The following is a 26,015-nucleotide window of genomic DNA, read 5'->3' on the forward strand; positions in this document are numbered from 1 at the left end:
CAACAACTTTTACGACACATAGGGTCAGCTCATGACTGATTTGTAATGTTTAGTCATCGGCGCGTATCTGGTAAAACGCATTCGCGGGCAAGCCTTGCTCCTACAGGTCCTCGGCTTGGGTCTGCTTGGGTCTGTAGGAGCAAGGCTTGCCCGCGATGCTTTTAAACCGGCGCCTCAGAGCGCAAACAACTCCGCCGGCAGCTTCATCAAGCAATCACTCCCCGCCTCGATCGCTGCCCGATGAGCGGCAGTGCGTGGCAGCAATCGCTTGAAATAGAACTCACAGGTCGCCAGTTTGCCGCGCAAATAATCCGCATCACCGCTGCCCGCCTCCAACTGCGCCTGAGCCACCAGCGCCATACGCAACCACAGATAGCCGAGGATGATATAGCCGCTGTACATCAAGTAATCCACCGACGCCGCGCCGACTTCATCCGCATTCTTCATTGCAGCCATGCCGACCTTCGTCGTCACCTCGCCCCACTGCTGATTCAACTCGTTGAGCTGCGCCACGAAGCTACCCAACTGCGGATGCTCGGCGTTGGCCGCGCAGAACTTGTGGACGATTTTAGTGAAACCGCGCAGCAGCTTGCCCTGGCTGCCGAGGACTTTGCGCCCCAGCAGATCCAGCGCCTGAATGCCATTGGTGCCCTCGTAGATCGGCGCAATCCGGCAGTCGCGTACCAACTGCTCCATGCCCCACTCGCGGATGAAACCGTGACCGCCAAACACCTGCATGCCGTGGTTGGTCACTTCCAGCCCGGTGTCGGTCATGAACGCTTTGCAGATCGGCGTCAGGAACGCCAGCAAGTCCTCGGCCTCCTGGCGCGCGGTTTCATCCGGGCTCCGATGCGCAACATCCAGCAACTGCGCGGTGAAATAGGTCAGCGCACGATTGCCCTCGTTGAAGGCCTTCATGGTCAGCAACATTCGCCGCACATCCGGATGCACGATGATCGGGTCGGCGACTTTTTCCGGGGCTTTGGGACCGGTCAGCGAACGCATTTGCAAACGATCGTTGGCGTACTTGATCGCGCCTTGGAAGCTCGCTTCGCCCAGACACAACCCCTGCATGCCGGTGCCCAGGCGTGCGTGGTTCATCATGGTGAACATGCAGTTCAGGCCCTTGTTCGCTTCGCCGATCAGGAAGCCCTTGGCGTCATCAAAGTTGAGCACGCAGGTCGCCGATGCCTTGATGCCCATTTTGTGTTCGATGGAGCCGCAGGAAACGCCATTGCGTTCGCCCGCTTCACCTTCGACATCAGGTAGGAATTTTGGAACGATAAACAGCGAAATGCCTTTGGTCCCGGCCGGTGCGTCCGGCAACTTGGCCAACACCAAATGAATGATGTTGTCGCTCATGTCGTGTTCGCCGGCGGAGATGAAAATCTTGCTGCCAAAGATTGCGTAACTGCCGTCAGACTGGGGCACGGCGCGGGTCTTGATAATGCCCAGGTCGGTGCCGCAATGGGCTTCGGTCAGGCACATGGTGCCAGTCCATTGGCCGGCGGTGAGTTTGCTCAGGTAGGTCTGTTTTTGTTCTTCGGTGCCGTGGGCGTGGATCGCTGACATTGCGCCGTGGGTCAGGCCTGGGTACATGCCCCAGGAGGTGTTGCTGGACGCGATCATCTCGCTGATGACCAGCCCCAGCGAGAGGGGCAAACCCTGGCCGCCATACACCGGATCAGCCGCCAGGCCATGCCAGCCACCCTCGACGTATTGTGCGAAGGCTTGCTTGAAGCCTGTAGGCGTTGTCACCACGCCATTGTCGAAATGGCAGCCTTCTTCGTCACCGCTGCGATTGAGCGGTGCGAGCACGTTCTCACAGAATTTCGCGCCCTCTTCGAGGATCGCGTTGACCATGTCCGGGCTGGCATCGGTGGCGCCCAGCGCGGCGTAGTTACTGTGAAAGTCGAAGACGTGGTCGATCAGAAAGCGCATGTCGCGCAGGGGAGCTTTGTACTCAGGCATGGTCGTTTCTCCGGCAGCAGATGCCTCAAACCTACTGCTGCGAATCACGCCCCACAATCACAGTCCAGACGCTGAATGCGCTGTCATCACTCAACCCGCAGCGGCGTCCATACGCACCGCGCCACGGCGGTTCTGACCGAACGCGACCACACAGTTGCGCCCGGCGCCCTTGGCGCTGTAGAGCGCCTCATCAGCGGATTTGAGCACTTGTTCCGGCGTGCGTTGCTCCAGACGTTCGGCGACGCCGATGCTGACCGTGACCGACACGCTGGACGCAGCGGAACCGGCCCGGCGCTGGCGACCTTGCTGATCGTCCTGAGGGCGGTCTGGATTGCGCAGTTGAATGTTGTAGGAAGCAATCGACTCGCGGATGACTTCCAGATGCGGCATGCACTCTTCCAGCGTCTTGCCTGCGAACACCAGGGCGAATTCCTCACCCCCGTAGCGATAAGCCCTACCGCCACCGCTGATTTTGGACAGCTTGCTGGCGACCAGTCGCAACACCTGATCGCCGACATCGTGGCCGTGGGTGTCGTTGAATTTCTTGAAGTGATCAACGTCGCTCATAGCCAGCACGTAATTACGCCCCAGGCGCTGCATGCGTTCGTTCAACGCGCGGCGCCCCGGCAGACCGGTGAGTTCGTCGCGGAAGGCCATTTGATAGGCTTCGTGGGCAACCGCTGCGGCAATCATCAGCATCACCTGGCTGCACATGATGTTCAGGGTAAATGGCAGGATGAAGGTTTTCGGCAACATCCAGAACAACCCCAGCAAACCCACCAGTTGCGCGGCGTGCAAAGGCCTCGGGTTGCGCCAGTATTGCCAGGCCAACAACAGGAACGAGGCGATGAATACCGGGTAGGACAACTGGATCAGGCTCATCCACGCGCCATGCAAGGCTGGCCAGCGGATCTCCGACAGCCACATCAGCAGCGCCTGTGGGTAACTTTGCTCAATGCCCAGCGCCACGCTGCCGAACGCCAGTAACACGGCAAAACGCGCCACCATGTCCTGGAACAGGTGGGTGCGCTCCTGCCACGCCGCGAAGAGACCGAACAACAATGGCAGCAGCAGACAGCAGAGATGGAACACCACCGCCGCGTCTTCACGAACCTTGCCGTAGTCGCGGTAATAATCGGTCTGGGTGTCGAGCAGGAAGTAGGCGGTGTACACCGTGACCATCAGAAACAGCTCGCGCTGACGTCGGTAAACCGCGCAGTACGCACCGCCGAGCAACAGCACCAGAGTTGGCAGCACGTTGAACAGCGATGTGAAGAAGACGTTGAGATCCTTGATGTACGCAGCCGAAAGCCCAGCGAGCAATAGCAGTAATGAGGGCAAAAAGTGACTGAAACGTACAGCGGATGAACGCGGCAAGGGTAAAGCTCCGACCCGGCATAGCAATTGATGGCATTGTGCCTGCAATGCGCACGATTAAGCACACGAAATGTGATGCAGGTCACGTGAACGTCTCTTTAACGGCAGAAATGCCGAGTATCTGAGTCATTTGCTGAGGTTTTTTAACGATGGCGCAAAACCTGTGCCGAGGGGCTTGCTGTGGCGAGGGGGCTTGCCCCCGTTGGGGCGCGAAGCGCCCCCCCCTGCATTCTTTCAGTTAAACCGTGCTTACCGGTCTTGCGACTGCTTCGCAGCCGAACGGGGTGGTGCGGCATTCCGACAAGCCCCCTCGCCACAGGAGCCCCCTTCTCCAAAGACACTGGCTCAAAGATCGTTGTAGAACGGCTGCAATGGCCCCTCAGTCGCGGCACGCCCTTCCGCACCAATCGGCTTGAGCGAAATCGGAGCATCGAGTGCCTGCCGCGTGGAGATCTTCGGACTGACGGGCCGCGCCGTCACCGCGTTTTCATCACCCACGTGGCCTTGCGGAACGACCAGCGATGGGTGATCGAACGGCGCCTGTTCCCAGGCAACGCGCGGATCGGTCAGCCCGATTTCCATGAACTTCACCAGCGCGTCCACTTCATCGGGCGTCAGGTTCAGCGCCGTCATGTCCGGGTCGAGGTTAGAAGCGTTGTGCTGGTTCGCCGACGGATGTTCAAAGCCACTGGTGTTGCTCGCATCCTCGCCGCGCCGGTCGCCGCCACGGTTGTAAAACTCCATGACCTGCTTCAGCGTCGCCCGACTGCCGTTGTGGAAATACGGCCCGGTCAGGGCGATGTTGCGCAGCGTCGGTGTCTTGAAGGCGCCGTCCACCGAGTCGCGGAAACCGACATTGGGCTTGAGCGTCGCGTCGCAAGGCAATGCCGCACTCAATGGCGCTTCGAAGGTGCAGACATCGATATCCAGCGGGTCAGGCACCTTCCCGCCTTGCAGTAGGGTGTTGTACTCCCGGGTGAAGGACAAAGGATTGCCCCACGCGTCCGAACCGCCCAAAGCCAAATCTTCCGACGTTGGCCGCACACCTGTGTTGTAGAAACCGTTGTCGTAGAGCGTGGTGAGATTATCGGCCATCACCATCCGTTCGATTCGCTCGCGGGGATGGAACAGCAAACGGCTGCCGGCATTGGTCAGCTCCGCGCCGCCGTGGCAACTGATGCATTTGCCCTTGCCGAGGAACAGGTTCATGCCCTCGACCTGCTGGCCATTCATGGCTGAATGATCGCCCTGCAAGTAAGCGTCCAGCGGAGCCTTATCCGAGATCAGGGTGGATTCGTACATCTGGATGGCAAGCCCGAAGAACAGCGGGAAATTGGCCTCCATCTGGGTGTACGGCGCATCGCCCAGCAGCACCTGTTGCGTGGCATTCCACAACCTAGGCTGGAACGCAGCCTTGATCAGTTCACGGTAAGTGGGCCGGCGCGCACCGGAAACGGAAGCCAGCACCGAATCGGTCGAGGAAATCCGCTGCTGCTTGAGCATCAGCGTGTCGAGCATGCGCCGGCCAATGTCCGCAAACGTACGCCCGCCGCAGGACATTTCCACCGGACTGCCAGGAGGCCCCACGGCCTGTGACGCTGCAGAGGCATCCTTGAGTGCCAGCCGCACTTTGGTCGCCACCCCGCCGCGATCAGCGGTGACGAAAATCCCGGCATCCGGGTCGCGGTTGCCAAAAGGCGAGAAACCGTTGAATACATTGTTCGCACGGCCATCCCAGAAATTTCGCACGTTAAAAGCGGCGTTGATCACCGTCGGCGCGTTACGCCCGGTGCTGCGACGGACATTGATGCCGCCAACCTGGAATATGCCATCTGGCTGCGCCGTGCACTTGTCGAAACGCGCTTGGTGCGGCTTGACGAAGTTGGCGTCGAACACGCCTTGGGAGCCGATCACATCGTCGGAGGAATAGAGGATCGGCGAATTGCGATCCAGCGGATCGGCCAGCACATGGGTTGGAAAGTCGCTTTTCTTCAACGTGTAGTTCGGGCCACCCTTGCCACCGGACTTGGTCAAGTAGGAAGCGACGTCGCCCGGAATGTTGGACGCTACAAACGGCTTGTTGAAGATCGAAGAAACGTTTGAGTTGGTGTTCGCCTGGCCAGGATTGATCTGGTTGGTGATCCGGTGATCGACCCCGGCGTGAAAGTGGCAGGACGCACACGCGGTGGAGCCATCGCTGCCGATTTCCATATCCCAGAACAGCGCCTTGCCCAACAGGATCGCCGCTGAGCGGTTGAGGACGTAGTCAGTCATCAGATCCACTTTGCGCCCGCCTTCAGTTCCCGAAGGGTCGGGTGGTGTCATGCCGTGCAACGACTGCAAGCTGGGGACGTCTGCCACGGGCGTGACAACCTCTGGCGGAGAAGCCGCGATAGCGCTCTCGCAAACCAGACTGACAGCGATCAGGCCACCCGCGATCGAGTAGGCCCTGCGGATAAGACGAAAGATGCTCAGGGACTTCACCATGATGACATTCTCGATTCAGTACGGAGTAGCCAGACTCCGGGATTATCCTGTTACGAGAGAAACTCATCACCATGGATATTGCCGCTCGCACGAACAAACGCACCAACTGGAAGTTGGCCGATGCGAAACGGGGTCTAACTGGCAAAGTACTCTCTTGGCTCAGGCTTTATTGAAACGTTATTTTTGTTGCACCGCGAGGGTGCTTAACTCAACTCTAGCTGTAACAAATAATTTCAACAGAAAATATTTGATGTTTTTTTATCTCGACTGCCTGACGCCTCAGCGAACAGCCATCGGTCGGGAAGCGCATCAATGGAAACTACACACACCCACTCAATTGCGGTGAACTTCCCCCCCCGTTTTTGGGTGCTATTCCCCACCTACAATTTATCAGCGATAAAAAATCTATATTTTACAACGTGTTGTGACAATTAAGCAGGGAAACAAATATTGGCAAAGTTATTGCTAACCTATAACCCGTAAGACAGCCAGTACTGCCAATGCTGTTTTAAATTCCAAACAACCGATGAGCAATCGTCATCAACCACAAACAATGCTCGTGCGCTAGTTGCACTGCGCGAGCTATTGTTTTTATTTTATATGAGCGCATTAATAAATTTACTTCTAATGCCTCTCTATTTTCCACTTGCCATTGACCGGACTTTGAGCGTATCTATAGACAACGTTTCTCAATTACCTATTTATAACTGTTCGTCAGATACTTAGTTCAACACTCCCAAACATGGGTATCTATCCCCCCCTACTTCGGTGCCGCTCTTATAGATATAGTTTGATGCAATGCCACAACACTCGCGCAGCGGCATTTATGGCTGGCAAACGACCGTTGCCGTCAATTCGGCACGACTAGTGCTTTACACGTTCCAGGCTCAAGGAATGTCTCTCGCGATTGTGTCCGGAACCGGCCAACGCATCGCCGATTGAATGCATCTGAAGGCTGAGTGCCAGGCATGTCGAAACCATGCTCAGACACTTGCCCTCTGGATCGAGCCCCAACTCGACGCGAGTCGATTGGCCGGCAACAGGTCCCGCAAGATTGTGGAGAGAACCATGAGCTTATTCCTACACGCAAAAGCGCTGGCATCAGCGCCGTTCCTCAAGCGATTCAACGGCACCTCAGGTCATCACGCACTGCTGGCCGGCGCCGTCGCCGTCGCACTCGCCATGGGAGGGGCAGGTCATGCGCTTGCTCAAGGCGGCGGGACCGCCAAGCCCGTGAAGGGCCTACCCTCGCCGTTCTCGACCCCCACGTTGCCGAATCCGGTGTTCGCCAATCCGGATGCGATTCATGGCTTTGACGTCACGGGTTTCATCCAGAACATGACCCTGGACCCCACCAATGCGAACTGCCCCGGCACCACCGATCCTGGTCGGTTTGGCGGGACCGTCCAACTAAACGGCGTCACGATTACCGTTCCGTGCAATACGATTTTGCAAATGCCGGCCAATACCCTGACCTGGGCGGATTTTGTCAGGGGCGGGTCGCTCGCGCTCAACAAAGGACCGACTTCATACCCCTCGTTCGAGATCCATGTGGTGGGCAATACTGTCTCCAACAAGCAAATAGCCGGGCTGATCTTTGTCTCGCAGCAAGCGGCGAATGCCGGCAGCGGCTACATCACCCGGATCGACTACACCAACGGCAACCTCGAAGTGGATAGCGGCACGCCTCTGCAACCGACAATCATCCAGATCAACGACCCAAGCGGACGCTTTGGCCGTGCCCAAAGCCCCGACCCTCGCTTCTCCGTCGATGACGCCAACCCGACTATCCACGCTGCCACCGGCTACCCGATGTGCGTACCGCGCACCATTTCCGGGGACGATGCTCTCTGCCCTCAGAAAAACCGGCCAAAGGTCGTCACCCCGACCACCACAAACAATTGCCGCAACTTCAGCCAGGCGGGGGTGACTCCTCCGGCCAGCGGAGAGCTTTCCCCTCCGGTTCTGGGCCAGGCTTATTGCAGTCAGTTCGTCATGAAGCGTTTCAGCGATGCTTCGCGCACAGCGACTGACCCCGACCCGATGCAACAGGCACCGTTCGAAGTCGGCGACTTCATCAGCTACGCGGGTACGTTATTCAAATCGGCCACAGCGGGGACTCCGGACTTCATCTCTGCACACACGATTGAGGCCAACATCGGGATCTACACCCAGCCCGGTACGCAACCCAGCTATCTGGCCATCGGGGAATTCGGTATCGGTACCGCCGACCCCTCGGCAACGGCCATCAACGGTGTAGCGCAGGAGACGCAGGACCGGATTTTCCTGGAAGCATCGACAACCGACGTGAAAACACCCGTCGATATCTATCTGATAGATGTCAATCCTTCGACAGGCTTACAAACCAATCGCTGGGTTACGCCTTACGAGATGACAGGTGAATGCAACCCTGCACAGTCCCTTCCAGCCAGTTGCTTTGGTGTCTCGGGTGGTATCACGAGCCAGAACATCGGCCCTCAACCACAACGCGCGAGGATTCGCGCGACCAAGGCACCGACCGGGCTTCTCAGCCAGCCGACCCGCACTTTGCGCGTTGTTGTACGGTCACTTTGTGTTCCACAGCTGACCGCTTCCCAAACCGCCGTGGACAGTTGCATTCAAAATGCCGGCCGGTTGACGGTGGCCAACGGTCTGATCGCCGGGCAGTACGTGGCGCCGGTGTTTGAGTTCATCTTTCCGGAAGGCGTCAAGCCTGGCGACCCGGTGGTCCCGAACGACTTCTGGCACCTGCCGTTCCTGCGTAACGGAGAAGGCGCAGGCACTCCGACCGGCGTCGGCCCTCTGGACCCGACCCCTTGGTAGGTAACGTCTGAGCAGTCAGGAAGAAGCAAAAAAAAACCGTCGCTCCCAAAAGAGCGGCGGTTTTTTTAGAACTGCGCGAAGGCTTAGTAGCCCAGTGCGAAGTCTTCTTCTTTCATGTCCATCAAGTTGTTGGCGCCCGACAGCATGGTGACCACGTGAGTGCGGGTACGCGGCAGGATGCGCTGGAAGTAGAAGCGCGCGGTCTGCAGCTTGGCGGTGTAGAACGCCGTTTCGGTGGTGCCGGCAGCCAGTTTTTCGGCGGCCAGGCGCGCCATGTCAGCCCAGAAGTAGGCCAGGCAGGCGTAACCGGAGTACATCAGGTAGTCCACGGAGGCCGCGCCGACTTCTTCGCGATCCTTCATGGCGGCCATGCCGACCTTCATGGTCAGTTCGCCCCACTCTTTGTTCAGCGCAGCCAACGGTTCGACAAACTCTTTGACGGCTTCGTTGCCTTCGTTGGTCTGGCAGAACTTGTGGACGATCTTGGTGAAGCCTTTCAGGGCCTCGCCTTGAGTCATCAGCACTTTGCGGCCCAGCAGGTCGAGTGCCTGGATACCGGTGGTGCCTTCGTACAACATCGAAATGCGGCTGTCGCGAACGTTCTGCTCCATGCCCCACTCGGCGATGAAACCGTGACCGCCGTAAATTTGCACGCCGTGGTTGGCGGACTCGAAGCCGACTTCAGTCATGAAGGCTTTGGCGATCGGAGTCATGAAGGCCAACAGTGCGTCGGCTTTCTTCTTCTCTTCTTCGTCCACGCCGTATTTGACGATGTCGACCTGCTTGGCGGTGAAGTAAACCATCGCGCGGTTGCCTTCGGCGAACGCCTTCATGGTCAACAGCATGCGGCGTACGTCTGGGTGCACGATGATTGGGTCAGCGGCTTTTTCCGGCGCTTTCGGGCCAGTCAGGGAGCGCATTTGCAGACGATCGCGAGCGTATTTCAGGCCGCCCTGGAAGCCGATTTCGGCGTGGGCCAGACCTTGCAGCGCGGTGCCCAGCCGAGCGGTGTTCATAAAGGTGAACATGCAGTTCAGGCCTTTGTTCGCCGGGCCGATCAGGAAACCGGTGGCCCCGTCGAAGTTCATCACGCAAGTGGCGTTACCGTGGATGCCCATTTTGTGTTCCAGGGAACCACAGGTCACGGCGTTGCGGGCGCCGATCGAACCGTCTGCGTTCGGCATGAACTTGGGAACGATAAACAGCGAGATGCCTTTGGTGCCAGCCGGAGCATCCGGCAGGCGGGCCAATACGATGTGGACGATGTTATCGGCCATGTCGTGTTCACCGGCCGAGATGAAGATCTTGGTGCCGGAGACTTTGTAGGAACCGTCGGCCTGAGGTTCGGCCTTGGTGCGCAACATGCCCAAGTCGGTGCCGCAGTGCGGTTCGGTCAGGCACATGGTGCCGGTCCACTCTCCGGAAACCAGTTTGGTCAGGTATGCCTCTTGCTGCTCAGGCGTACCGTGCTCGGAAATGGTGTTCATCGCGCCATGGGACAGGCCTGGGTACATGCCCCACGACCAGTTGGCTTCGCCAACCATTTCGCTGACCGCCAGACCCAGAGACTCCGGCAGGCCTTGGCCACCGTGCTCCACGTCGTGGGCCAGGCTTGGCCAGCCGCCTTCGACGAATTGTTTGTAGGCTTCTTTAAAGCCAGTCGGGGTTTTAACGCCGGACTCGCTCCAGGTGCAGCCTTCGGTGTCACCCACGCGGTTCAGCGGAGCCAGTACCTGCTCACAAAACTTGGCGCCTTCTTCGAGAATGGCGTCAACCATGTCTGGAGTTGCGTCTGCACAAGCCGGAAGGCTCTGATAGTGCGCTTCGTAGCCGAGCAGTTCGTCACGAACGAAGCGAATATCACGCAAGGGGGCCTTGTAGTCAGGCATAGCGATAAACCTCTGCTGATGTAACCGGGAATGAACGACCGCGTTGAATTGTTGTGGCGGTCAAACAGTTGTTTGAAACATACGTTTACGCCTAAACCTTGTCAAGCGCCGATCTTTTGCCGTTCGTCATCGTGCTGCGCGCATAACGACCACACAGCCGCGCACCGCCGTCGAAAGGGCAACCACTGTCGTAGAAAAGATTAGTTGAGGGAGAAGGACTTACGCAGAAAAACGCCGCGAAGATTCGCGGCGTCGGAGTAGCGGATTCAGCGAGTCATCAAGCGTAGGTATCGATCAACGTCCCCAGCATTTCATCGGAAGCCTTGGCGACTTTCGCGCCCAATTCAACCTGAAACTTGCCTTGGGACATCTCGATCACACTGCTGGCCACGTCTGATTGCTGACTGCGGTCCACGGAGCGCAGGCGATCGACCTGATTTTCGGAGGATTGGCTCTTCTCCGAGCGATCGATGACGGTATTGGCGATCTGACCGGCGGCTTGATCGACACGGTTCTGCCCTGTCTGAATAGTGCTCAGACCGGCATAAAAAGCGGTGCTTCCTGAGATTTCCATGGGAGAACTCGTCCTACAAAGGATCAACAGTCGCCATTGAAGCAGACGCGTCGACAAAACACCCGACAAAAACACTAATGGCACAGTGCCGCGTCATAGGCAAAAACATTAATCGAGCAGGTCCAGTTGCAGATGCTCGGCCACCGCTTCCGCGGTCAGCGACTTGAGTTTCGGCACCCGGCCCAGGCACGGCGCGGGTATCCGCTCGGCCAGTGTGGCGAGGTTCTCCTCCAGCCGCGAAGTCTTCGGTTCGATGATGTTGGCGACCCACCCCGCCAATTGCAGACCATCGTTGGCAATGGCTTCCGCCGTCAGCAGTGCATGGTTGATGCAACCCAAGCGCACGCCGACCACCAGGATCACCGGCAGATCCAACGCTATCGCCAGATCCGAAAGATTATCCTGATCCGCCAACGGCACGCGCCAGCCGCCGGCGCCCTCGATCAAGGTGAAATCCGCGTTCATATCCAGAATCTCGCGCATCGGCGTCAACAAGGATTGCACCGTCAGCGCAATACCCGCCTCCCGCGCCGCCAGATGCGGCGCAATCGCCGGTTCGAACGCCACGGGATTGACCTGTGCATACGTCAGCGGCAGTGAACACTCCGCCAACAACGCCAGTGCATCGGCATTGCGCAGGCCTTTTGGCGTGACCTCGCAACCGGATGCCACCGGTTTGCCTGCCGCCGTGCTCAGGCCCGCCGACCGCGCGGCATGCAGCAAACCGGCGGCGACGGTGGTCTTGCCGACGTCAGTGTCGGTGCCGGTGATGAAATAGGCTGCGCTCATAAGGGTTTCTCCAACACGGCATAAACCACTTGATAAGTCGCCGGCAGTCCTTGTGCCTGACGAAACTGCTCATACGCCTCGATCAAGCCGAGGATCCTTGCCCGGCCAGTCAAACCACCCGGCCGACCGGGGTTCAGGTTATGCGCACCCAATGCCTTGAGTTCATGGGTCAGGCTGCGCACATCCTGGTAATGCAACACATGCGGACGGTTTTGCAGGCTGACGACCTGCAAGCCACTGGCCGCGCACAGCTGTTGATAAGTCGCGAACTCGCGGAAGCGGTTGACGTGCACCATGCCATCCACCTGACGCCAGCTATCACGCAATTCGTACAGCGTGCCGACACACAGACTAGCAAACGCGAAAATTCCGCCTGGCTTCAATGCCCGATACGCCTCACTGAGCACCGAGGAAAAGTCCGAACACCACTGTACCGCGAGGCTGGAAAAGATCAGGTCGCAGGTCGAATCCTGCAACGGCAAGCGCTCGGCATCGCCGGCAATGAAGTGCGTGGCGCCGCCCAATGGCCGGGCGTGATTGAGCATGCCCTCGGCGATGTCCAGCGCCACACCGTGCGCCGCAGGAAAACGCTCACCCAGCGCACGACTGAAATACCCGGTGCCACAGCCCAGGTCCAGCCATCGCCCCGGCACAAAACCATCGGGTAACCGACGCAACAACTCGCTGCCAACATCCCGTTGCAACTCAGCCACGCTGTCGTAGCTTGCCGCCGCGCGGGAAAAAGAGGCGGCTACCTGACGTTTGTCGGGCAAACCACCGGGCAGTTTGGGAAGGGATAAATCAGTCATCACCGGACTCATGCAAAAAGGCCTGGATTGCCCCGGCCACACCGTGGGGGTCCTCCAGAAGAAACCCGTGGCTGGCCTGTTCGATCAGGCCGATTTCGACATCTGGCAACAACGCCAGCAAGTCCCCCGCCGCTTCGGCCGGGACCAGTCCGTCGAGGCCGGCGAACAGATGCAATTGCGGGCCACGAAACGCCTGTAGCGCTTGTCGGGTATCCAGTTGCGCGAGCACTTCCAGGCCCGCCATCAAGACCGGCGTCGAGGTGTGCGGCGCGCCGCCGAGCATCAACCGCGACAGCCCGCGCGGGTCTTCGGCCCCCTGGGCGCAGAGCAGCGAAAAGCGTTTCAGGGTCATGCGCGGATCGGCGCTGCAACCCGCAAGGAAAGCATCGAAGGTCTCGCCGGGCATCGCGCTCGGCCATTGCTCATGGGCGACAAACGAAGGGTTGCTCGCCAGAGTCAGCAGACCGCAGCAGCGATCGCCGCGCCGCGCCGCCAGTTCCGAGGCGAGCATGCCGCCTAAAGACCAGCCACCGAGCCACGCATCCAGAGGCACGGTCGAATCCAGTTCATCGAGCCACTCTTGCAGATCGCCCGACTCCAGTTCTGGCAGCGGCTCGATCTCGACCCGCAGGTGCTCATCCAGTCCCTGCAAGGCTGCCGCCAACGGCTCCAGCGGCGAAATCCCGAGGCCCCAACCCGGCAGCAGAATCAGACGATTACGCATGGCTAGGCTCCGGTCCCAGTTGTGCAAAACAATCGGCCAGTCCATTTAACAATAGCTGCACCTGCGCCTCGCTGTGGGCAGCGGTCAGGGTCACCCGCAGGCGGGCGCTGCCGGCCGGCACGGTGGGCGGACGGATCGCGGTCACCATCAAGCCGCGCTCGCGCAGCATCTGCGACAGCCGAACCGCGCGGCCGGCATCGCCAATCATGATTGGTTGGATCGGGGTAAAGCTGTCCATGAGTTCCAGGCCGATCTGCTCGGCCCCTCGACGAAATTGACGGATCAGCACATTAAGGTGCTCGCGCCGCCAATGCTCGCTGCGCAGTAATTCGAGACTTTTCAACGTGGCGCAGGCCAGGGCCGGTGGTTGGCTGGTGGTATAGATGTAGGGACGGGCGAACTGGATCAGGCTCTCGATCAACTCTTCGCTGCCCGCTACAAACGCGCCGGCGGTACCGAACGCCTTGCCGAGGGTGCCGACCAACACCGGCACATCTTCCTGACGCAAACCGAAATGCTCGACGATCCCGCCACCGTTGGCGCCCAGCGGACCAAAGCCGTGGGCATCATCGACCATCAGCCACGCACCTTTGGCCTTGGCTTCCCGGGCCAGCGCCGGCAGGTCGGCGATATCGCCGTCCATGCTGAACACGCCGTCGGTGACCACCAGCGTATTGCCAGTGGCCTTTTCCAGGCGCTTGGCCAGACTCTCTGCGTCGTTGTGCAGATAGCGATTGAAGCGCGCCCCGGACAACAAGCCCGCGTCCAGCAACGACGCGTGGTTGAGCCGATCTTCGAGCACGGTATCGCCCTGCCCGACCAACGCGGTGACGGCGCCGAGGTTGGCCATGTAACCGGTGGTGAACAGCAGCGCACGCGGGCGACCGGTGAGATCGGCCAGGGCTTCTTCCAACTCGTGATGGGGGGTGCTGTGACCGATGACCAAATGCGACGCCCCGCCACCGACACCCCAACGGGAAGCACCGGCGCGCCAGGCTTCGATCACTTGCGGGTGATTGGCCAGGCCCAGGTAATCGTTGTTACAAAACGCCAGCAACGGCTGACCATCGACCACCACTTCCGGGCCTTGCGGGCTTTCGAGCAATGGGCGTTGGCGATAGAGATTTTCGGCACGACGAGCAGCAAGACGCGCGCTGAGATCGAAAGACATGCAGACCTCGCGAGTAGGAAAGAAGTACAGCCCCTGTAGGAGCAAAGCTTGCTCGCGATAGGGTCGCCGCAGTCATCCAGACGGACCGAGGCGTATCAATCGCGGGCAAGCCTTGCTCCTACAGGGCGGGGAAGTCAGACAGCCGCGTTATAGAACTGCTCGCTGCTCTTCTGCTCCACCAACGCCTGTTCGATAGCCGCCTGATGCACTTCATCGGCATGCTCTTCCCGCGCTTCCGGCAGGATCCCCAGGCGCCCGAACAGTTGCATGTCCTTGTCGGCCTGCGGGTTGGCGGTGGTCAGCAACTTGTCGCCGTAGAAAATCGAGTTGGCACCGGCAAAGAACGCCAGGGCCTGCATCTGCTCGCTCATGGCTTCGCGGCCGGCGGACAGACGCACGTGGGATTGCGGCATCAGGATGCGGGCGACGGCGAGCATGCGGATAAAGTCGAACGGGTCGATGTCATCGGCGTTTTCCAGCGGCGTACCGGCGACTTTCACCAGCATGTTGATCGGCACCGATTCCGGATGCTCCGGCAGGTTGGCCAACTGGATCAGCAGGTTGGCGCGGTCATCGAGGGACTCGCCCATGCCGAGGATGCCGCCGGAGCAGATCTTCATCCCCGATTCACGCACGTAGGCCAGGGTTTGCAGGCGCTCGCCGTAGGTGCGGGTGGTGATGATGCTGCCGTAGAACTCGGGCGAGGTGTCGAGGTTGTGGTTGTAGTAGTCGAGGCCGGCGTCGGCCAGCGCAACGGTCTGGTCCTGGTCGAGACGACCGAGGGTCATGCAGGTTTCAAGGCCCATGGCTTTCACGCCCTTGACCATTTCCAGCACGTACGGCATGTCTTTGGCCGACGGGTGCTTCCAGGCCGCGCCCATGCAGAAACGGGTCGAACCGATGGCCTTGGCGCGAGCGGCCTCTTCGAGGACCTTCTGCACTTCCATCAGTTTTTCTTTTTCCAGGCCGGTGTTGTAGTGACCGGACTGCGGACAATATTTGCAATCTTCCGGGCAGGCGCCGGTTTTGATCGACAGCAGCGTCGAGACCTGGACCCGGTTGGCGTCGAAATGCGCGCGGTGCACCGTCTGTGCCTGGAACAACAAGTCGTTGAATGGCTGAACGAAGAGTGCTTTGACTTCGGCCAAAGACCAGTCATGACGCAGGGTTGCAGAGGTGCTGGCGCTCATGGGTGTTTCCTTTGTTTTATGCTTGGCTGGCGGCTGGGGAATGGAATACCCACAGACGCGACACGGATGTTCGGCATATTTAAGGAAGAGCGATGCGCTGTCAACCACGATACGAAGGACCGGTTTACATCTGGTTAAAAAATAAACAATTCTGTTTGCTTTGCGGTGAGATCGCCGATCACACCACGCCCATCTGTACAGCCTGCGAGACCGAGCTGCCCTGGCTCGGCGATCACTGCCAGACCTGCGCCCTGCCCTTGCCCGCCTCGGGCCTGACGTGCGGCCAATGCCTGCAACAACCGCCGGCCTTCGAGCGAGTAGCGGCGCCCTGGGTTTACAGCTTTCCAGTGGACACATTGATCACCCGCTTCAAACACAGCGCAAAGTGGCCGTTTGGCCGCCTGCTCGGAGAACTTGTTGCGCAATTCCTGCAACATCGCTTCGATGAAGACCTGGAGCGTCCCGATACGCTGGTCCCGGTGCCGCTGGCGACCAAGCGCCTGCGCCAACGGGGTTTCAATCAAGCAGCGATGCTCGCGCGCTGGCTCAGTGAAAGCCTGGACATTCCTTGCGACGAAACGCTACTGCTGAGGATTCAAGACACCAGCGCGCAACAGGAGCTGAAGGCCGAAGCGCGCAAACGCAACCTGCGCAATGCCTTCGCCCTGGCGCCCGGTGCGTCTGTCATAGGTCGCCACCTGGCGCTGGTCGATGACGTACTGACCACCGGCGCCACCGCGCAAACCCTGGCGCGATTGTTGATGGATGCCGGTGCGGCACGAGTTGATGTCTATTGCCTGGCCCGCACACCCAAACCCGGTGACACAATTTAACCTGAGCACCCAAAACCCAGTGGGAGCGAGCTTGCTCGCGATGGCGTCAGTACAGTCGACATACATGTTGAATGTTATGGCCTCATCGCGAGCAAGCTCGCTCCCACAGGGATTGCGTCCTGACTTGACTCCCGCCGTCCAAGCCGCCAACGTCCCCCCATTGCCACAACCCAAAGCCCCTGCCATGTCCCTGCCCACATTATTGTCCCAACACATCGTCCGTCGCCCGCAGCGCATCGCCCTGCTGCAACACATCGCCGAACAAGGCTCGATCACCCGCGCAGCGAAAGCGGCGGGCCTGAGTTACAAAGCGGCGTGGGACGCCATCGACGAGTTGAACAACCTGGCGCAAAAACCGCTGGTGGAACGCAGCGTCGGTGGCAAGGGCGGTGGTGGCGCCAAGTTGTCCGAAGAGGGTCAACGGGTCCTGCGCTTGTATCAAAAGCTGCAAGTGCTGCAGGCGCAAGTGCTGGAAGCCGCCGAAGACGCCAGCGACCTCGACCTGCTCGGTCGGCTGATACTGCGCACCAGCGCGCGCAATCAATTGCACGGCAAAGTCGCGGCGATCGAATCCCAGGGCCGCAACGACCGCATTCGTCTTGAGTTGGCCGAAGGCTTGAGCATCGACGCGCAGATTACCCACGACAGCACCCTGCGCCTGGAGCTGCAAAGCGGCACCGAAGTGGTCGCCCTGATCAAGGCGGGTTGGCTGGAATTGCTGGCCGTCGATCAAGCTGCAACACCTGGCAACAATTGCCTGAACGGCACGATCGAGGAAATTCTCGACGCCGAAGACGGCCCCAGCGAAGTGCGCATCGGCCTGCCCAACGGCCAGACACTCTGCGCCCTGGCGGAGCCGCTACATTTAAGAACCTGCGGCCTGGGCATCGACCGACCGGTGCTGGTGCAGTTCGCGCCGTCCAACGTCCTGCTCGGTACACCGCTCTGAAACAAAACCTTCATTAACGCTCATTAAGGTGACTGCAAAAACCCGCAGGGAGCCTGATGTGAGCCTATTAGAAGAACACCAATCCACCGACCTGGAAAAAATGGTCGGCCTCAGCCGTCGTGGTTTCATCAGCGCCGGCGCCCTCTGCGGTGCGGCGATGTTCCTCGGTGGCAACCTGCTGAGCCGCAGCGTGCTGGCCGCCAGTGTCAGCGCTGGCTCGAGCAAACTGCTGGGTTTCGACAGCATTGCCGCCGCCACGACCGACGCCATCACCCTGCCGCCGGGCTACAAGTCTTCGGTGTTGATCAGCTGGGGCCAGCCCTTGCAGAAAAACGGCCCGGCCTTCGACCCCAGCGGCAACGGCAGCGCCGAGCATCAGGAACTCCAGTTCGGCGACAACAACGACGGCATGAGCCTGTTTGAGTTTCCCGGTGAAAAAGACCGGGCGCTGATGGCGATCAACAACGAGTACACCAACTACCGCTACCTCTATCCCCACGGCGGCATGCCGCAATCGGCGCAAGAAGTGCGCAAGGCCCTGGCCTGCGAAGGTGTGTCGGTGATCGAAGTGCAGCGCAAGAATGGCCAATGGCAATTCGTCCAGGGCTCGCGTTACAACCGACGCATTCACGGTAATTCGCCGCTGCGTTTGAGCGGCCCGGCGGCCGGTCACGCACTGCTCAAAACCAGCGCCGACCCGCACGCCAAGCAAGTCCTCGGCACCTTCCAGAACTGCGCCAACGGCAAGACGCCGTGGGGCACTTATCTGACCTGCGAAGAGAACTTCACCGATTGCTTCGGCAGCAGCAACGCCGAGCAAAAATTCGACGCCGCGCAAAAACGCTATGGCGCCGTAGCCGCCAGTAAAGAAATCAATTGGCATCAACACGACCCGCGTTTCGATCTGGCGAAAAACCCCAACGAACTCAACCGCCACGGTTGGGTGGTGGAAATCGACCCGTTCGATCCGCAATCGACCCCGGTCAAACGCACGGCTTTGGGTCGTTTCAAACATGAAAACGCCGCCCTGGCCGAAACCCATGACGGCCACGCTGTGGTCTACATGGGCGACGATGAGCGCGGCGAGTTCATCTACAAATTCGTCAGCCGCGACAAGATCAACCACAAAAACCCAAAAGCCAACCGCGACCTGCTGGACCACGGCACCTTGTACGTAGCACGCTTCGACGCCGGTGACGGCAACGCCGATCACCCGAAAGGCCAGGGCCAGTGGATTGAACTGACCCACGGCAAAAACGGCATCGACGCCAGCAGCGGTTTTGCCGATCAGGCCGAAGTGTTGATTCACGCGCGGCTCGCTGCCAGCACGGTCAACGCCACGCGCATGGACCGCCCGGAATGGATCGTCGTCAGTCCCAAGGACGGCCAGGTTTATTGCACCCTGACCAACAACGCCAAGCGCGGCGAAGACGGGCAACCGGTGGGTGGGCCGAACCCGCGGGAGAAGAACGTCTACGGGCAGATCCTGCGCTGGCGCACCGACCGTGACGATCACGGCTCTAAAAGCTTTGCCTGGGATTTGTTTGTGGTTGCCGGCAACCCCGGCGTACATGCCGGCACGCCGAAGGGCGGCTCGACGAATATCACCCCGCAGAACATGTTCAACAGCCCGGACGGGTTGGGCTTCGACAAGGCTGGGCGCTTGTGGATCCTCACCGATGGCGATTCGAGCAATGCCGGGGATTTCGCGGGCATGGGCAATAACCAGATGCTGTGCGCTGATCCGGTGACCGGGGAAATCCGCCGGTTCATGGTCGGGCCGATTGGCTGTGAGGTGACGGGGATCAGCTTTTCGCCGGATCAGAAGACGTTGTTTGTCGGGATTCAGCATCCGGGGGAGAACGGTGGTTCGACCTTCCCGGAGCATTTGCCCAATGGCAAGCCGCGGTCTTCGGTGATGGCGATTTCTCGGGAAGATGGCGGCGTCGTGGGCGCCTGATCCGGCCTCTTCGCGGGCAAGCCTCGCCCCTACAGGTTGTCATGATCGTTCCCACGCTCTGCGTGGGAATGCCTCACTGGACGCTCCGCGTCCGCTTTTGGAACGCGGAGCGTCCCTGGCTGCATTCCCACGCAGAGCGTGGGAACGATCCCCCTAAAGACACCCCGTCTGCGCTACCATGCTTGGCCGGACGCGGCAGCCTGCTGCGCGCAGGAGTCAGCATGGCCCACCCGTTTGCAACCCTCACCCCAGACCTCGTGCTCGATGCCGTCGAAAGCATCGGTTTTCTCAGCGACGCGCGCATTCTGGCGCTCAACAGCTACGAAAACCGCGTCTATCAAGTCGGCATCGAAGACTCCGAGCCGCTGATCGCCAAGTTCTACCGCCCGCAGCGCTGGACCAACGAAGCGATCCTCGAAGAACACCAGTTCACCTTCGAACTCGCCGAATGCGATGTGCCGGTGGTCGCGCCGATGATTCACAACGGCGCCAGCCTGCACGAACACGCCGGGTTTCGCTTCACCCTGTTCCCTCGCCGTGGTGGCCGCGCGCCGGAGCCGGGCAATCTTGATCAACTGTATCGCCTGGGCCAATTGCTCGGGCGCCTGCACGCCGTCGGTGCGACCAAGCCGTTCGAGCACCGCGAAGCTCTGGGCGTGAAGAACTTTGGCCACGATTCGCTGAACACGTTGCTCGAAGGCAATTTCGTACCGAAAAGCCTGCTGCCGGCCTACGAGTCCGTAGCCCGCGACCTGCTCAAGCGTGTGGAAGAGGTCTACAAGGCCACGCCGCACCAGAACATCCGCATGCACGGCGACTGCCACCCCGGCAACATGATGTGCCGTGACGAGATGTTCCACATCGTCGACCTCGACGACTGCCGCATGGGCCCGGCGGTGCAGGACATCTGGATGATGCTCGCCGGGGATCGTCAGGAATGTCTCGGCCAGTTATCGGAATTGATGGACGGCTACAACGAGTTTCACGACTTCGACCCGCGGGAATTGGCGCTGATCGAACCGTTGCGCGCGTTGCGCCTGATGCACTACAGCGCCTGGCTGGCCCGGCGCTGGGATGACCCGGCGTTCCCCCACAGCTTTCCGTGGTTTGGTAGCGAGCGGTATTGGGGCGATCAGGTGTTGGCGTTGCGTGAGCAGCTGTCCGCACTCAACGAAGAACCCCTGAAACTCTTCTGATTCACACAGACCCGTAGGAGCAAGGCTTGCCCGCGATGAACGATAACGCGGTCCGCCATTCAGACCGCATCGATCCCATCGCGGGCAAGCCTTGCTCCTACAAAAGCCACACGACATGTCTATACAACCGCCTTACAATCCCCCCTTTGTTAGCTGCCTAAGCAAGGATTCTGCATGCAAGCCGCCAACCCGCGTCGCGGGTACATCCTGGGCCTTACTGCCTACATCATCTGGGGACTTTTCCCCATCTACTTCAAAGCCATCGCCTCGGTGCCGGCTGTAGAAATCATCATCCACCGGGTGCTTTGGTCCGCGCTGTTCGGCGGCTTGCTGCTGATGGTCTGGAAGCATCCAGGTTGGTGGCAAGAGTTGCGGGACAATCCGAAACGCCTGGCGGTCCTGGCCCTTAGCGGCACGCTGATCGCGGCCAACTGGCTGACCTACGTGTGGTCGGTGAACAACGGGCGCATGCTCGAAGCCAGTCTCGGTTACTACATCAACCCGCTGGTCAACGTGCTGCTGGGGATGTTGATCCTCGGTGAACGGTTGCGGCGCATGCAGTGGCTTGCGGTGGCGCTCGCGGCCATTGGTGTGGCGCAACAGGTGTGGCAGGTCGGCAGTCTGCCGTGGGTGTCGCTGGTGCTGGCGCTGACCTTCGGTTTCTACGGGTTGATCCGCAAACAGGCACCGGTCAAGGCACTGCCGGGGTTGGTGGTGGAAACCTGGATGCTGGTGCCGATTGCCGTCGCCTGGTTGCTGTTCAACCCGTCGGCGGCCAGTGCACAACCGGCGTTCTGGACCACATCCGAAGCCTGGTGGCTGGTGGCGGCCGGCCCGGTGACGTTGGTGCCGCTGGTGTGTTTCAACGCCGCCGCGCGGCATTTGCCCTACACCACCCTCGGATTTCTCCAGTACCTGGCGCCGACGCTGGTGCTGCTGCAAGCCGTTCTGTTGTTTGATGAACACTTGTCGTCCAGCACCCTGGTGGCGTTCATCTTTATCTGGGCCGGCCTCGCGGTTTACAGCGTCGATGCAGTGATCAGCATGCGCCGACGTAGCTGATCAAAAAGCGTACAAACCTCCACAGGCCACGTTCTTCGTGGCCTGCATCAATCCTTCCCAAGGTTATCCACAGCGTGATCCCCGGCGTTTGTGTGCAACTTGTTGAAACTGCTGGTTTTTTGATCAGATCCTGAAGAGCCCCGGCCGGCGTGGGCTGGCGGGGTATCTCTACAGGTTATCCACAGGCAGGTGCACGTATAACTTGGATAACCCTGTCTCAGGGTTCACTGCGCAGCACCAATTCAACCATCAAGTCGTCGGCCAGGGTTTCCAGGCGCGATTGCAGCACGTCCAGGGACAGGGTCAGCGGCACCGCGAGAATGGCTTCAGCGTGAAACAGCGGCTCGCTGCTCATCGGCGCCGGACGCACTTCAGTGACCAGACGTTCCAGATTCACCCCCTGCTCACTCAACAAACGCGTGATGTCGCGCACAATTCCCGGCCGGTCATTGCCCACCAGTTCCATGGCGATCGGCTTCCAGGTGCAGGATTGTTCGATACCGCTTTCAGCGATCAATACGCGAATGCCATGGGCGGACAACGCCTGTAGGGCATCGACCAATTCGTCGTAGGCTTCGGCCGGCACCCCTACGCGAAGAATCCCGGCGAACTGCCCGGCCATGCGCGACATGCGGCTTTCCAGCCAGTTACCGCCATGCTCGGCGATGCATTGGGCAATGCGCTCGACCTGCCCTGCCTTGTCCGGTGCGAAAACGGTGAGTACGAGGTGGTCCATGGCGCAGCCCTCTTTTGTTATAGAAAAAGAAGTATAGGCACGGGTTGTTGCGGCGTTGAATCGGCCGACGCCTTCGCGGGCAAGCCTCGCTCCTACAAGGATCGCGCAAAACCTGTAGGAGCGAGGCTTGCCCGCGAATGAAGCACCGCCGATGTCACTGACAAAAACAAATCGTGTACAAGTTTTTATATTTAACTGGAACAATCCAATAGTTTTTTGAGAACATCCCGTTCCCCGACATGACTGCAATGCGTCATGGGGTCGCAGAACGACGTAATTAGTCTAATTTTCACAAGCGCAATTCATCATGTAGTATGCCGCAGCGCGCACTACATAACGTTGGATCGATGTCTGCCACCGGCACACTCGCAACCCTGAAAGCCCCGTCAGCAAGGCCTCCAAGCCGTTGATTGGACCGAACCCAGCCGCCCGCAAGGGCATGTACTGGCGGACGGGTTTGTGGTTTAAATGGCCAGAGGCTTCATTGTCAAAATTGAAGAGCTGAAAAGCGAAATAGCTGAGCAGAGTGAGGCAAGCAATGACTGAACACGTTCAAGTCGGTGGCCTGCAGGTCGCCAAAGTCCTGTTCGACTTCGTGAACAACGAAGCCATTCCCGGTACCGGCCTCACCGCCGATAAGTTCTGGGCCGGTGCCGATAAGGTCATTCATGACCTGGCGCCGAAGAACAAAGCCCTACTCGCCAAACGCGATGATTTCCAGGCTCGTATCGATGGCTGGCACCAATCCCGTGCCGGTCAAGCACACGACGCCGTGGCCTATAAAGCCTTCCTGCAAGACATCGGTTATCTGCTGCCAGAAGCGGCCGATTTCCAGGCAACGACGCAAAACGTCGATGACGAAATCGCCCGCATGGCCGGCCCGCAACTGGTGGTACCGGTGATGAACGCGCGCTTCGCGCTCAATGCCTCGAACGCCCGCTGGGGTTCGCTGTACGACGCGCTCTACGGCACCGACGCGATCAGCGAAGCGGATGGCGCGGAAAAAGGCAAAGGCTACAACAAGGTTCGCGGCGACAAGGTCATCGCCTTCGCCCGCGCCTTCCTCGACGAAGCCGCGCCATTGGCCGCTGGCACTCACGTCGATTCCACCGGCTACAAAATTGTTGACGGCAAACTGGTGGTCGCCCTTAAAGGTGGCAGCAACACCGGCCTGCGCAACGACGCACAACTGATCGGTTTCCACGGCGAAGCCTCAGCCCCGACCGCCATCCTGCTGAAGAACAACGGCCTGCATTTCGAAATCCAGGTCGATGCCAGCACCCCGGTCGGCCAGACCGACGCCGCCGGCGTCAAAGACATCCTGATGGAAGCCGCGCTGACCACCATCATGGACTGCGAAGACTCCGTCGCCGCCGTCGATGCCGATGACAAAGTGGTGATCTACCGCAACTGGCTCGGCCTGATGAAGGGCGATCTGTCGGAAGAAGTCTCCAAGGGCGGCAAGACCTTCACCCGCACCATGAACGCCGACCGCACCTACACCGGCGTCGATGGCCAGGAACTGAGCCTGCACGGTCGTTCGCTGTTGTTCGTGCGTAACGTTGGCCACTTGATGACCATCGACGCGATCCTCGACAGCCAAGGCAACGAAGTGCCGGAAGGCATTCTCGACGGTCTGATGACGTGCCTCGCGGCGATCCACAGCCTCAACGGCACCAGCTCGCGCAAGAACAGCCGCACCGGCTCGGTCTATATCGTGAAGCCGAAGATGCACGGCCCGGAAGAAGCCGCGTTCACCAACGAGTTGTTCGGGCGCATCGAAGACGTGCTCGACTTGCCGCGCAATACCTTGAAAGTCGGGATCATGGACGAGGAGCGCCGCACCACGGTCAACCTCAAGGCCTGCATCAAAGCGGCCAGCGAGCGCGTGGTGTTCATCAACACCGGTTTCCTCGACCGTACGGGCGATGAAATCCACACCTCCATGGAGGCCGGCCCGATGGTGCGCAAGGCCGACATGAAGGCTGAGAAGTGGATCGGCGCCTACGAGAACTGGAACGTCGATATCGGCTTGAGCACCGGCCTGCAAGGTCGCGCGCAGATCGGTAAAGGCATGTGGGCCATGCCCGACCTGATGGCGGCAATGCTGGAACAGAAAATCGCTCACCCACTGGCCGGCGCCAACACCGCTTGGGTGCCGTCGCCGACCGCCGCTGCGTTGCACGCGCTGCACTACCACAAGGTTGACGTGTTCGCCCGTCAGGCCGAACTGGCCAAACGTGCGCGCGCTTCGGTGGACGACATCCTGACCATCCCGCTGGCCGTCAATCCGAACTGGACGCCCGAACAGATCAAGAACGAACTGGACAACAACGCCCAGGGCATTCTCGGTTACGTGGTGCGCTGGATCGACCAGGGCGTGGGCTGCTCGAAAGTGCCGGACATCAACGACGTCGGCCTGATGGAAGACCGTGCGACGCTGCGTATTTCCAGCCAGCACATCGCCAACTGGTTGCGCCATGGCATCGTCACTGAAGATCAGGTCATGGAAAGCCTCAAGCGCATGGCGCCGGTGGTTGACCGCCAGAACGCCAACGACGCGCTGTACCGTCCTTTGGCACCGAACTTCGACAGCAACATCGCCTTCCAGGCAGCGGTCGAACTGGTGATCGAAGGCACTAAGCAACCGAACGGTTATACCGAGCCGGTGCTGCACCGTCGTCGTCGCGAGTTCAAGGCTGCCAATGGCCTGTAACTGAGCCCTGATGCCGCACAAAAAAAGGCCCTGATCTTCGGATCAGGGCCTTTTTCGTTGACGTGAGATCAGCGGTGCGGCCTTCGCGGGCAAGCCTCGCTCCTACAGAGATACTCCGATCGTTCCCACGCTCTGCGTGGGAATGCAGCCCGGGACGCTCTGCGTCCCATGGAACGCAGAGCGTCCCTTTGAGGCATTCCCACGCAGAGCGTGGGAACGATCACTGTTAAGGCTCCATCCCCAACTCATGCTTGACCAACGCCAGCAACTTGCCGGTATCGATCGGCTTAAGCAGGAAATCCACCACGCTCAAGTGCATGGCAGCAATGGCGTCCCCCACATCGGCATCGCCAGACACAATGATGATCGGCATCGCCGCCCGGACCGACTCACGCACCTGGCGGATCAAGTCCAGACCATCCACATGCCCCATCCGCAGATCGGTAATCACCAGGCCAATCGAGGGTTTCTCGTCCAGCATCTTGAGTGCGGACTCACCACTGGCAGCGGTCATGCAACGAATGCCATCCAGACCGAGAATCTCCGAAAGCAGCTCCCGGGCATCTTTGTCGTCATCGACGATCAGCACCCGCTGCGGCGGCAGATCAGGTTCCAGCATGATCGTACTGAGCGCCTCGCGCTCGGCGTCACTCAAAATATCGTGGTCGGACATGGCTTTCTCTACGCTTTCTATTCAATCCCCTAGCACAGTGGTCAGACATCGCTAAGCAGAGCTTCAATGTGCACTTCGTCGGAAAA

19 protein-coding genes are annotated in these 26,015 nt (G+C 59.7%); 7 read left to right on the forward strand and 12 right to left on the reverse strand.

Annotation, left to right across the window (positions count from 1 at the left end; translation table 11 throughout):
- Positions 1 to 174 precede the first annotated feature (174 nt).
- The 3 genes from BK667_RS28630 to BK667_RS28645 form a co-directional block, all read right to left on the reverse strand.
- Positions 175 to 1,971, reverse strand: a complete 1,797-nt coding sequence (locus tag BK667_RS28630; protein ID WP_123599578.1) for an acyl-CoA dehydrogenase C-terminal domain-containing protein — start codon at positions 1,969 to 1,971, stop codon at positions 175 to 177.
- Between the two features lie 90 nt (positions 1,972 to 2,061).
- Positions 2,062 to 3,348: a GGDEF domain-containing protein gene (locus BK667_RS28635; RefSeq protein ID WP_123513094.1), complete on the reverse strand. Its 1,287-nt coding sequence runs from the start codon at positions 3,346 to 3,348 to the stop codon at positions 2,062 to 2,064.
- Between the two features lie 345 nt (positions 3,349 to 3,693).
- Entirely contained in the window at positions 3,694 to 5,835 is a 2,142-nt protein-coding gene (locus BK667_RS28645; protein ID WP_123599580.1) for a cytochrome-c peroxidase, read from the reverse strand.
- A gap of 1,068 nt (positions 5,836 to 6,903) precedes the next feature.
- Between BK667_RS28645 and BK667_RS28650 the strand changes: the two genes are divergently transcribed.
- A complete protein-coding gene (locus tag BK667_RS28650) occupies positions 6,904 to 8,658 on the forward strand; it encodes a hypothetical protein (protein WP_123599581.1) in 1,755 nt (584 codons plus the stop codon).
- An 83-nt stretch (positions 8,659 to 8,741) separates the two neighbouring features.
- On the opposite strand, the gene BK667_RS28655 is transcribed toward BK667_RS28650, so the two are convergent.
- The 7 genes from BK667_RS28655 to bioB form a co-directional block, all read right to left on the reverse strand.
- A complete protein-coding gene (locus BK667_RS28655; RefSeq protein WP_123513098.1) occupies positions 8,742 to 10,547 on the reverse strand; it encodes a phenylacyl-CoA dehydrogenase in 1,806 nt (601 codons plus the stop codon).
- Between the two features lie 277 nt (positions 10,548 to 10,824).
- Positions 10,825 to 11,121: a pyrroloquinoline quinone biosynthesis protein PqqE gene (locus tag BK667_RS28660; protein ID WP_123599582.1), complete on the reverse strand. Its 297-nt coding sequence runs from the start codon at positions 11,119 to 11,121 to the stop codon at positions 10,825 to 10,827.
- Positions 11,122 to 11,229: 108 nt separating this feature from the next.
- Positions 11,230 to 11,910, reverse strand: a complete 681-nt coding sequence (gene bioD / locus BK667_RS28665; protein WP_123599583.1) for a dethiobiotin synthase — start codon at positions 11,908 to 11,910, stop codon at positions 11,230 to 11,232.
- Complete coding sequence (bioC, locus tag BK667_RS28670) at positions 11,907 to 12,719, reverse strand: malonyl-ACP O-methyltransferase BioC (RefSeq protein ID WP_123599584.1); 813 nt, start codon at positions 12,717 to 12,719, stop codon at positions 11,907 to 11,909. The genes bioD and bioC overlap by 4 nt, the downstream gene beginning before the upstream one ends.
- Positions 12,712 to 13,443 carry an alpha/beta fold hydrolase gene (locus tag BK667_RS28675; RefSeq protein WP_123599585.1) on the reverse strand — a complete coding sequence of 244 codons (732 nt, stop codon included), beginning with the start codon at positions 13,441 to 13,443 and terminating at the stop codon, positions 12,712 to 12,714. Before BK667_RS28675 ends, bioC begins: the two co-directional genes overlap by 8 nt.
- A complete protein-coding gene (bioF, locus tag BK667_RS28680) occupies positions 13,436 to 14,614 on the reverse strand; it encodes an 8-amino-7-oxononanoate synthase (protein WP_123599586.1) in 1,179 nt (392 codons plus the stop codon). The genes BK667_RS28675 and bioF overlap by 8 nt, the downstream gene beginning before the upstream one ends.
- A 134-nt stretch (positions 14,615 to 14,748) precedes the next feature.
- On the reverse strand, positions 14,749 to 15,804 hold the full coding sequence (gene bioB / locus BK667_RS28685) for a biotin synthase BioB (RefSeq protein ID WP_123599587.1): 1,056 nt from the start codon (positions 15,802 to 15,804) through the stop codon (positions 14,749 to 14,751).
- Between the two features lie 92 nt (positions 15,805 to 15,896).
- Here bioB and BK667_RS28690 point away from each other — a divergent pair, with 92 nt between their 5' ends.
- From BK667_RS28690 to rarD, 5 genes are all read left to right on the forward strand, one after another.
- On the forward strand, positions 15,897 to 16,637 hold the full coding sequence (locus tag BK667_RS28690; RefSeq protein ID WP_123599588.1) for a ComF family protein: 741 nt from the start codon (positions 15,897 to 15,899) through the stop codon (positions 16,635 to 16,637).
- 184 nt (positions 16,638 to 16,821) lie between these two features.
- A complete protein-coding gene (locus BK667_RS28700; protein WP_123599589.1) occupies positions 16,822 to 17,586 on the forward strand; it encodes a TOBE domain-containing protein in 765 nt (254 codons plus the stop codon).
- 58 nt (positions 17,587 to 17,644) lie between these two features.
- Positions 17,645 to 19,546 (forward strand): PhoX family protein, encoded by a 1,902-nt coding sequence (locus BK667_RS28705; protein ID WP_123599590.1) that lies wholly within the window; start codon positions 17,645 to 17,647, stop codon positions 19,544 to 19,546.
- Between the two features lie 221 nt (positions 19,547 to 19,767).
- On the forward strand, positions 19,768 to 20,742 hold the full coding sequence (locus BK667_RS28710; RefSeq protein ID WP_054616850.1) for an SrkA family protein kinase: 975 nt from the start codon (positions 19,768 to 19,770) through the stop codon (positions 20,740 to 20,742).
- 174 nt (positions 20,743 to 20,916) lie between these two features.
- On the forward strand, positions 20,917 to 21,804 hold the full coding sequence (gene rarD, locus BK667_RS28715) for an EamA family transporter RarD (RefSeq protein WP_123599591.1): 888 nt from the start codon (positions 20,917 to 20,919) through the stop codon (positions 21,802 to 21,804).
- Between the two features lie 217 nt (positions 21,805 to 22,021).
- Here the strand turns inward: rarD and BK667_RS28720 are convergent, their stop codons facing one another.
- On the reverse strand, positions 22,022 to 22,540 hold the full coding sequence (locus BK667_RS28720) for a glycine cleavage system transcriptional repressor (protein WP_123410579.1): 519 nt from the start codon (positions 22,538 to 22,540) through the stop codon (positions 22,022 to 22,024).
- 538 nt (positions 22,541 to 23,078) lie between these two features.
- Here BK667_RS28720 and BK667_RS28725 point away from each other — a divergent pair.
- Positions 23,079 to 25,256 (forward strand): malate synthase G, encoded by a 2,178-nt coding sequence (locus BK667_RS28725; RefSeq protein ID WP_123599592.1) that lies wholly within the window; start codon positions 23,079 to 23,081, stop codon positions 25,254 to 25,256.
- 226 nt (positions 25,257 to 25,482) lie between these two features.
- Here BK667_RS28725 and BK667_RS28730 read toward each other — a convergent pair whose 3' ends face one another.
- Positions 25,483 to 25,929 (reverse strand): response regulator, encoded by a 447-nt coding sequence (locus BK667_RS28730; RefSeq protein ID WP_123513124.1) that lies wholly within the window; start codon positions 25,927 to 25,929, stop codon positions 25,483 to 25,485.
- Between the last annotated feature and the right edge of the window lie 86 nt (positions 25,930 to 26,015).

Source organism: Pseudomonas frederiksbergensis (assembly GCF_003732705.1).
GTDB lineage: Bacteria > Pseudomonadota > Gammaproteobacteria > Pseudomonadales > Pseudomonadaceae > Aquipseudomonas > Aquipseudomonas frederiksbergensis_F.

What these genes read in the sequence shown, in the direction of transcription:
- BK667_RS28630 (WP_123599578.1), bottom strand. Translation starts at nt 1,971, where the DNA reads ATGCCTGAGTACAAAGCTCCCCTGCGCGACATGCGCTTTCTGATCGAC.
- BK667_RS28645 (WP_123599580.1), bottom strand. Translation starts at nt 5,835, where the DNA reads ATGGTGAAGTCCCTGAGCATCTTTCGTCTTATCCGCAGGGCCTACTCG.
- BK667_RS28650 (WP_123599581.1), top strand. Translation starts at nt 6,904, where the DNA reads ATGAGCTTATTCCTACACGCAAAAGCGCTGGCATCAGCGCCGTTCCTC.
- BK667_RS28655 (WP_123513098.1), bottom strand. Translation starts at nt 10,547, where the DNA reads ATGCCTGACTACAAGGCCCCCTTGCGTGATATTCGCTTCGTTCGTGAC.
- BK667_RS28660 (WP_123599582.1), bottom strand. Translation starts at nt 11,121, where the DNA reads ATGGAAATCTCAGGAAGCACCGCTTTTTATGCCGGTCTGAGCACTATT.
- bioD (WP_123599583.1), bottom strand. Translation starts at nt 11,910, where the DNA reads ATGAGCGCAGCCTATTTCATCACCGGCACCGACACTGACGTCGGCAAG.
- bioC (WP_123599584.1), bottom strand. Translation starts at nt 12,719, where the DNA reads ATGACTGATTTATCCCTTCCCAAACTGCCCGGTGGTTTGCCCGACAAA.
- BK667_RS28675 (WP_123599585.1), bottom strand. Translation starts at nt 13,443, where the DNA reads ATGCGTAATCGTCTGATTCTGCTGCCGGGTTGGGGCCTCGGGATTTCG.
- bioF (WP_123599586.1), bottom strand. Translation starts at nt 14,614, where the DNA reads ATGTCTTTCGATCTCAGCGCGCGTCTTGCTGCTCGTCGTGCCGAAAAT.
- bioB (WP_123599587.1), bottom strand. Translation starts at nt 15,804, where the DNA reads ATGAGCGCCAGCACCTCTGCAACCCTGCGTCATGACTGGTCTTTGGCC.
- BK667_RS28690 (WP_123599588.1), top strand. Translation starts at nt 15,897, where the DNA reads ATGCGCTGTCAACCACGATACGAAGGACCGGTTTACATCTGGTTAAAA.
- BK667_RS28700 (WP_123599589.1), top strand. Translation starts at nt 16,822, where the DNA reads ATGTCCCTGCCCACATTATTGTCCCAACACATCGTCCGTCGCCCGCAG.
- BK667_RS28710 (WP_054616850.1), top strand. Translation starts at nt 19,768, where the DNA reads ATGGCCCACCCGTTTGCAACCCTCACCCCAGACCTCGTGCTCGATGCC.
- rarD (WP_123599591.1), top strand. Translation starts at nt 20,917, where the DNA reads ATGCAAGCCGCCAACCCGCGTCGCGGGTACATCCTGGGCCTTACTGCC.
- BK667_RS28720 (WP_123410579.1), bottom strand. Translation starts at nt 22,540, where the DNA reads ATGGACCACCTCGTACTCACCGTTTTCGCACCGGACAAGGCAGGGCAG.
- BK667_RS28725 (WP_123599592.1), top strand. Translation starts at nt 23,079, where the DNA reads ATGACTGAACACGTTCAAGTCGGTGGCCTGCAGGTCGCCAAAGTCCTG.
- BK667_RS28730 (WP_123513124.1), bottom strand. Translation starts at nt 25,929, where the DNA reads ATGTCCGACCACGATATTTTGAGTGACGCCGAGCGCGAGGCGCTCAGT.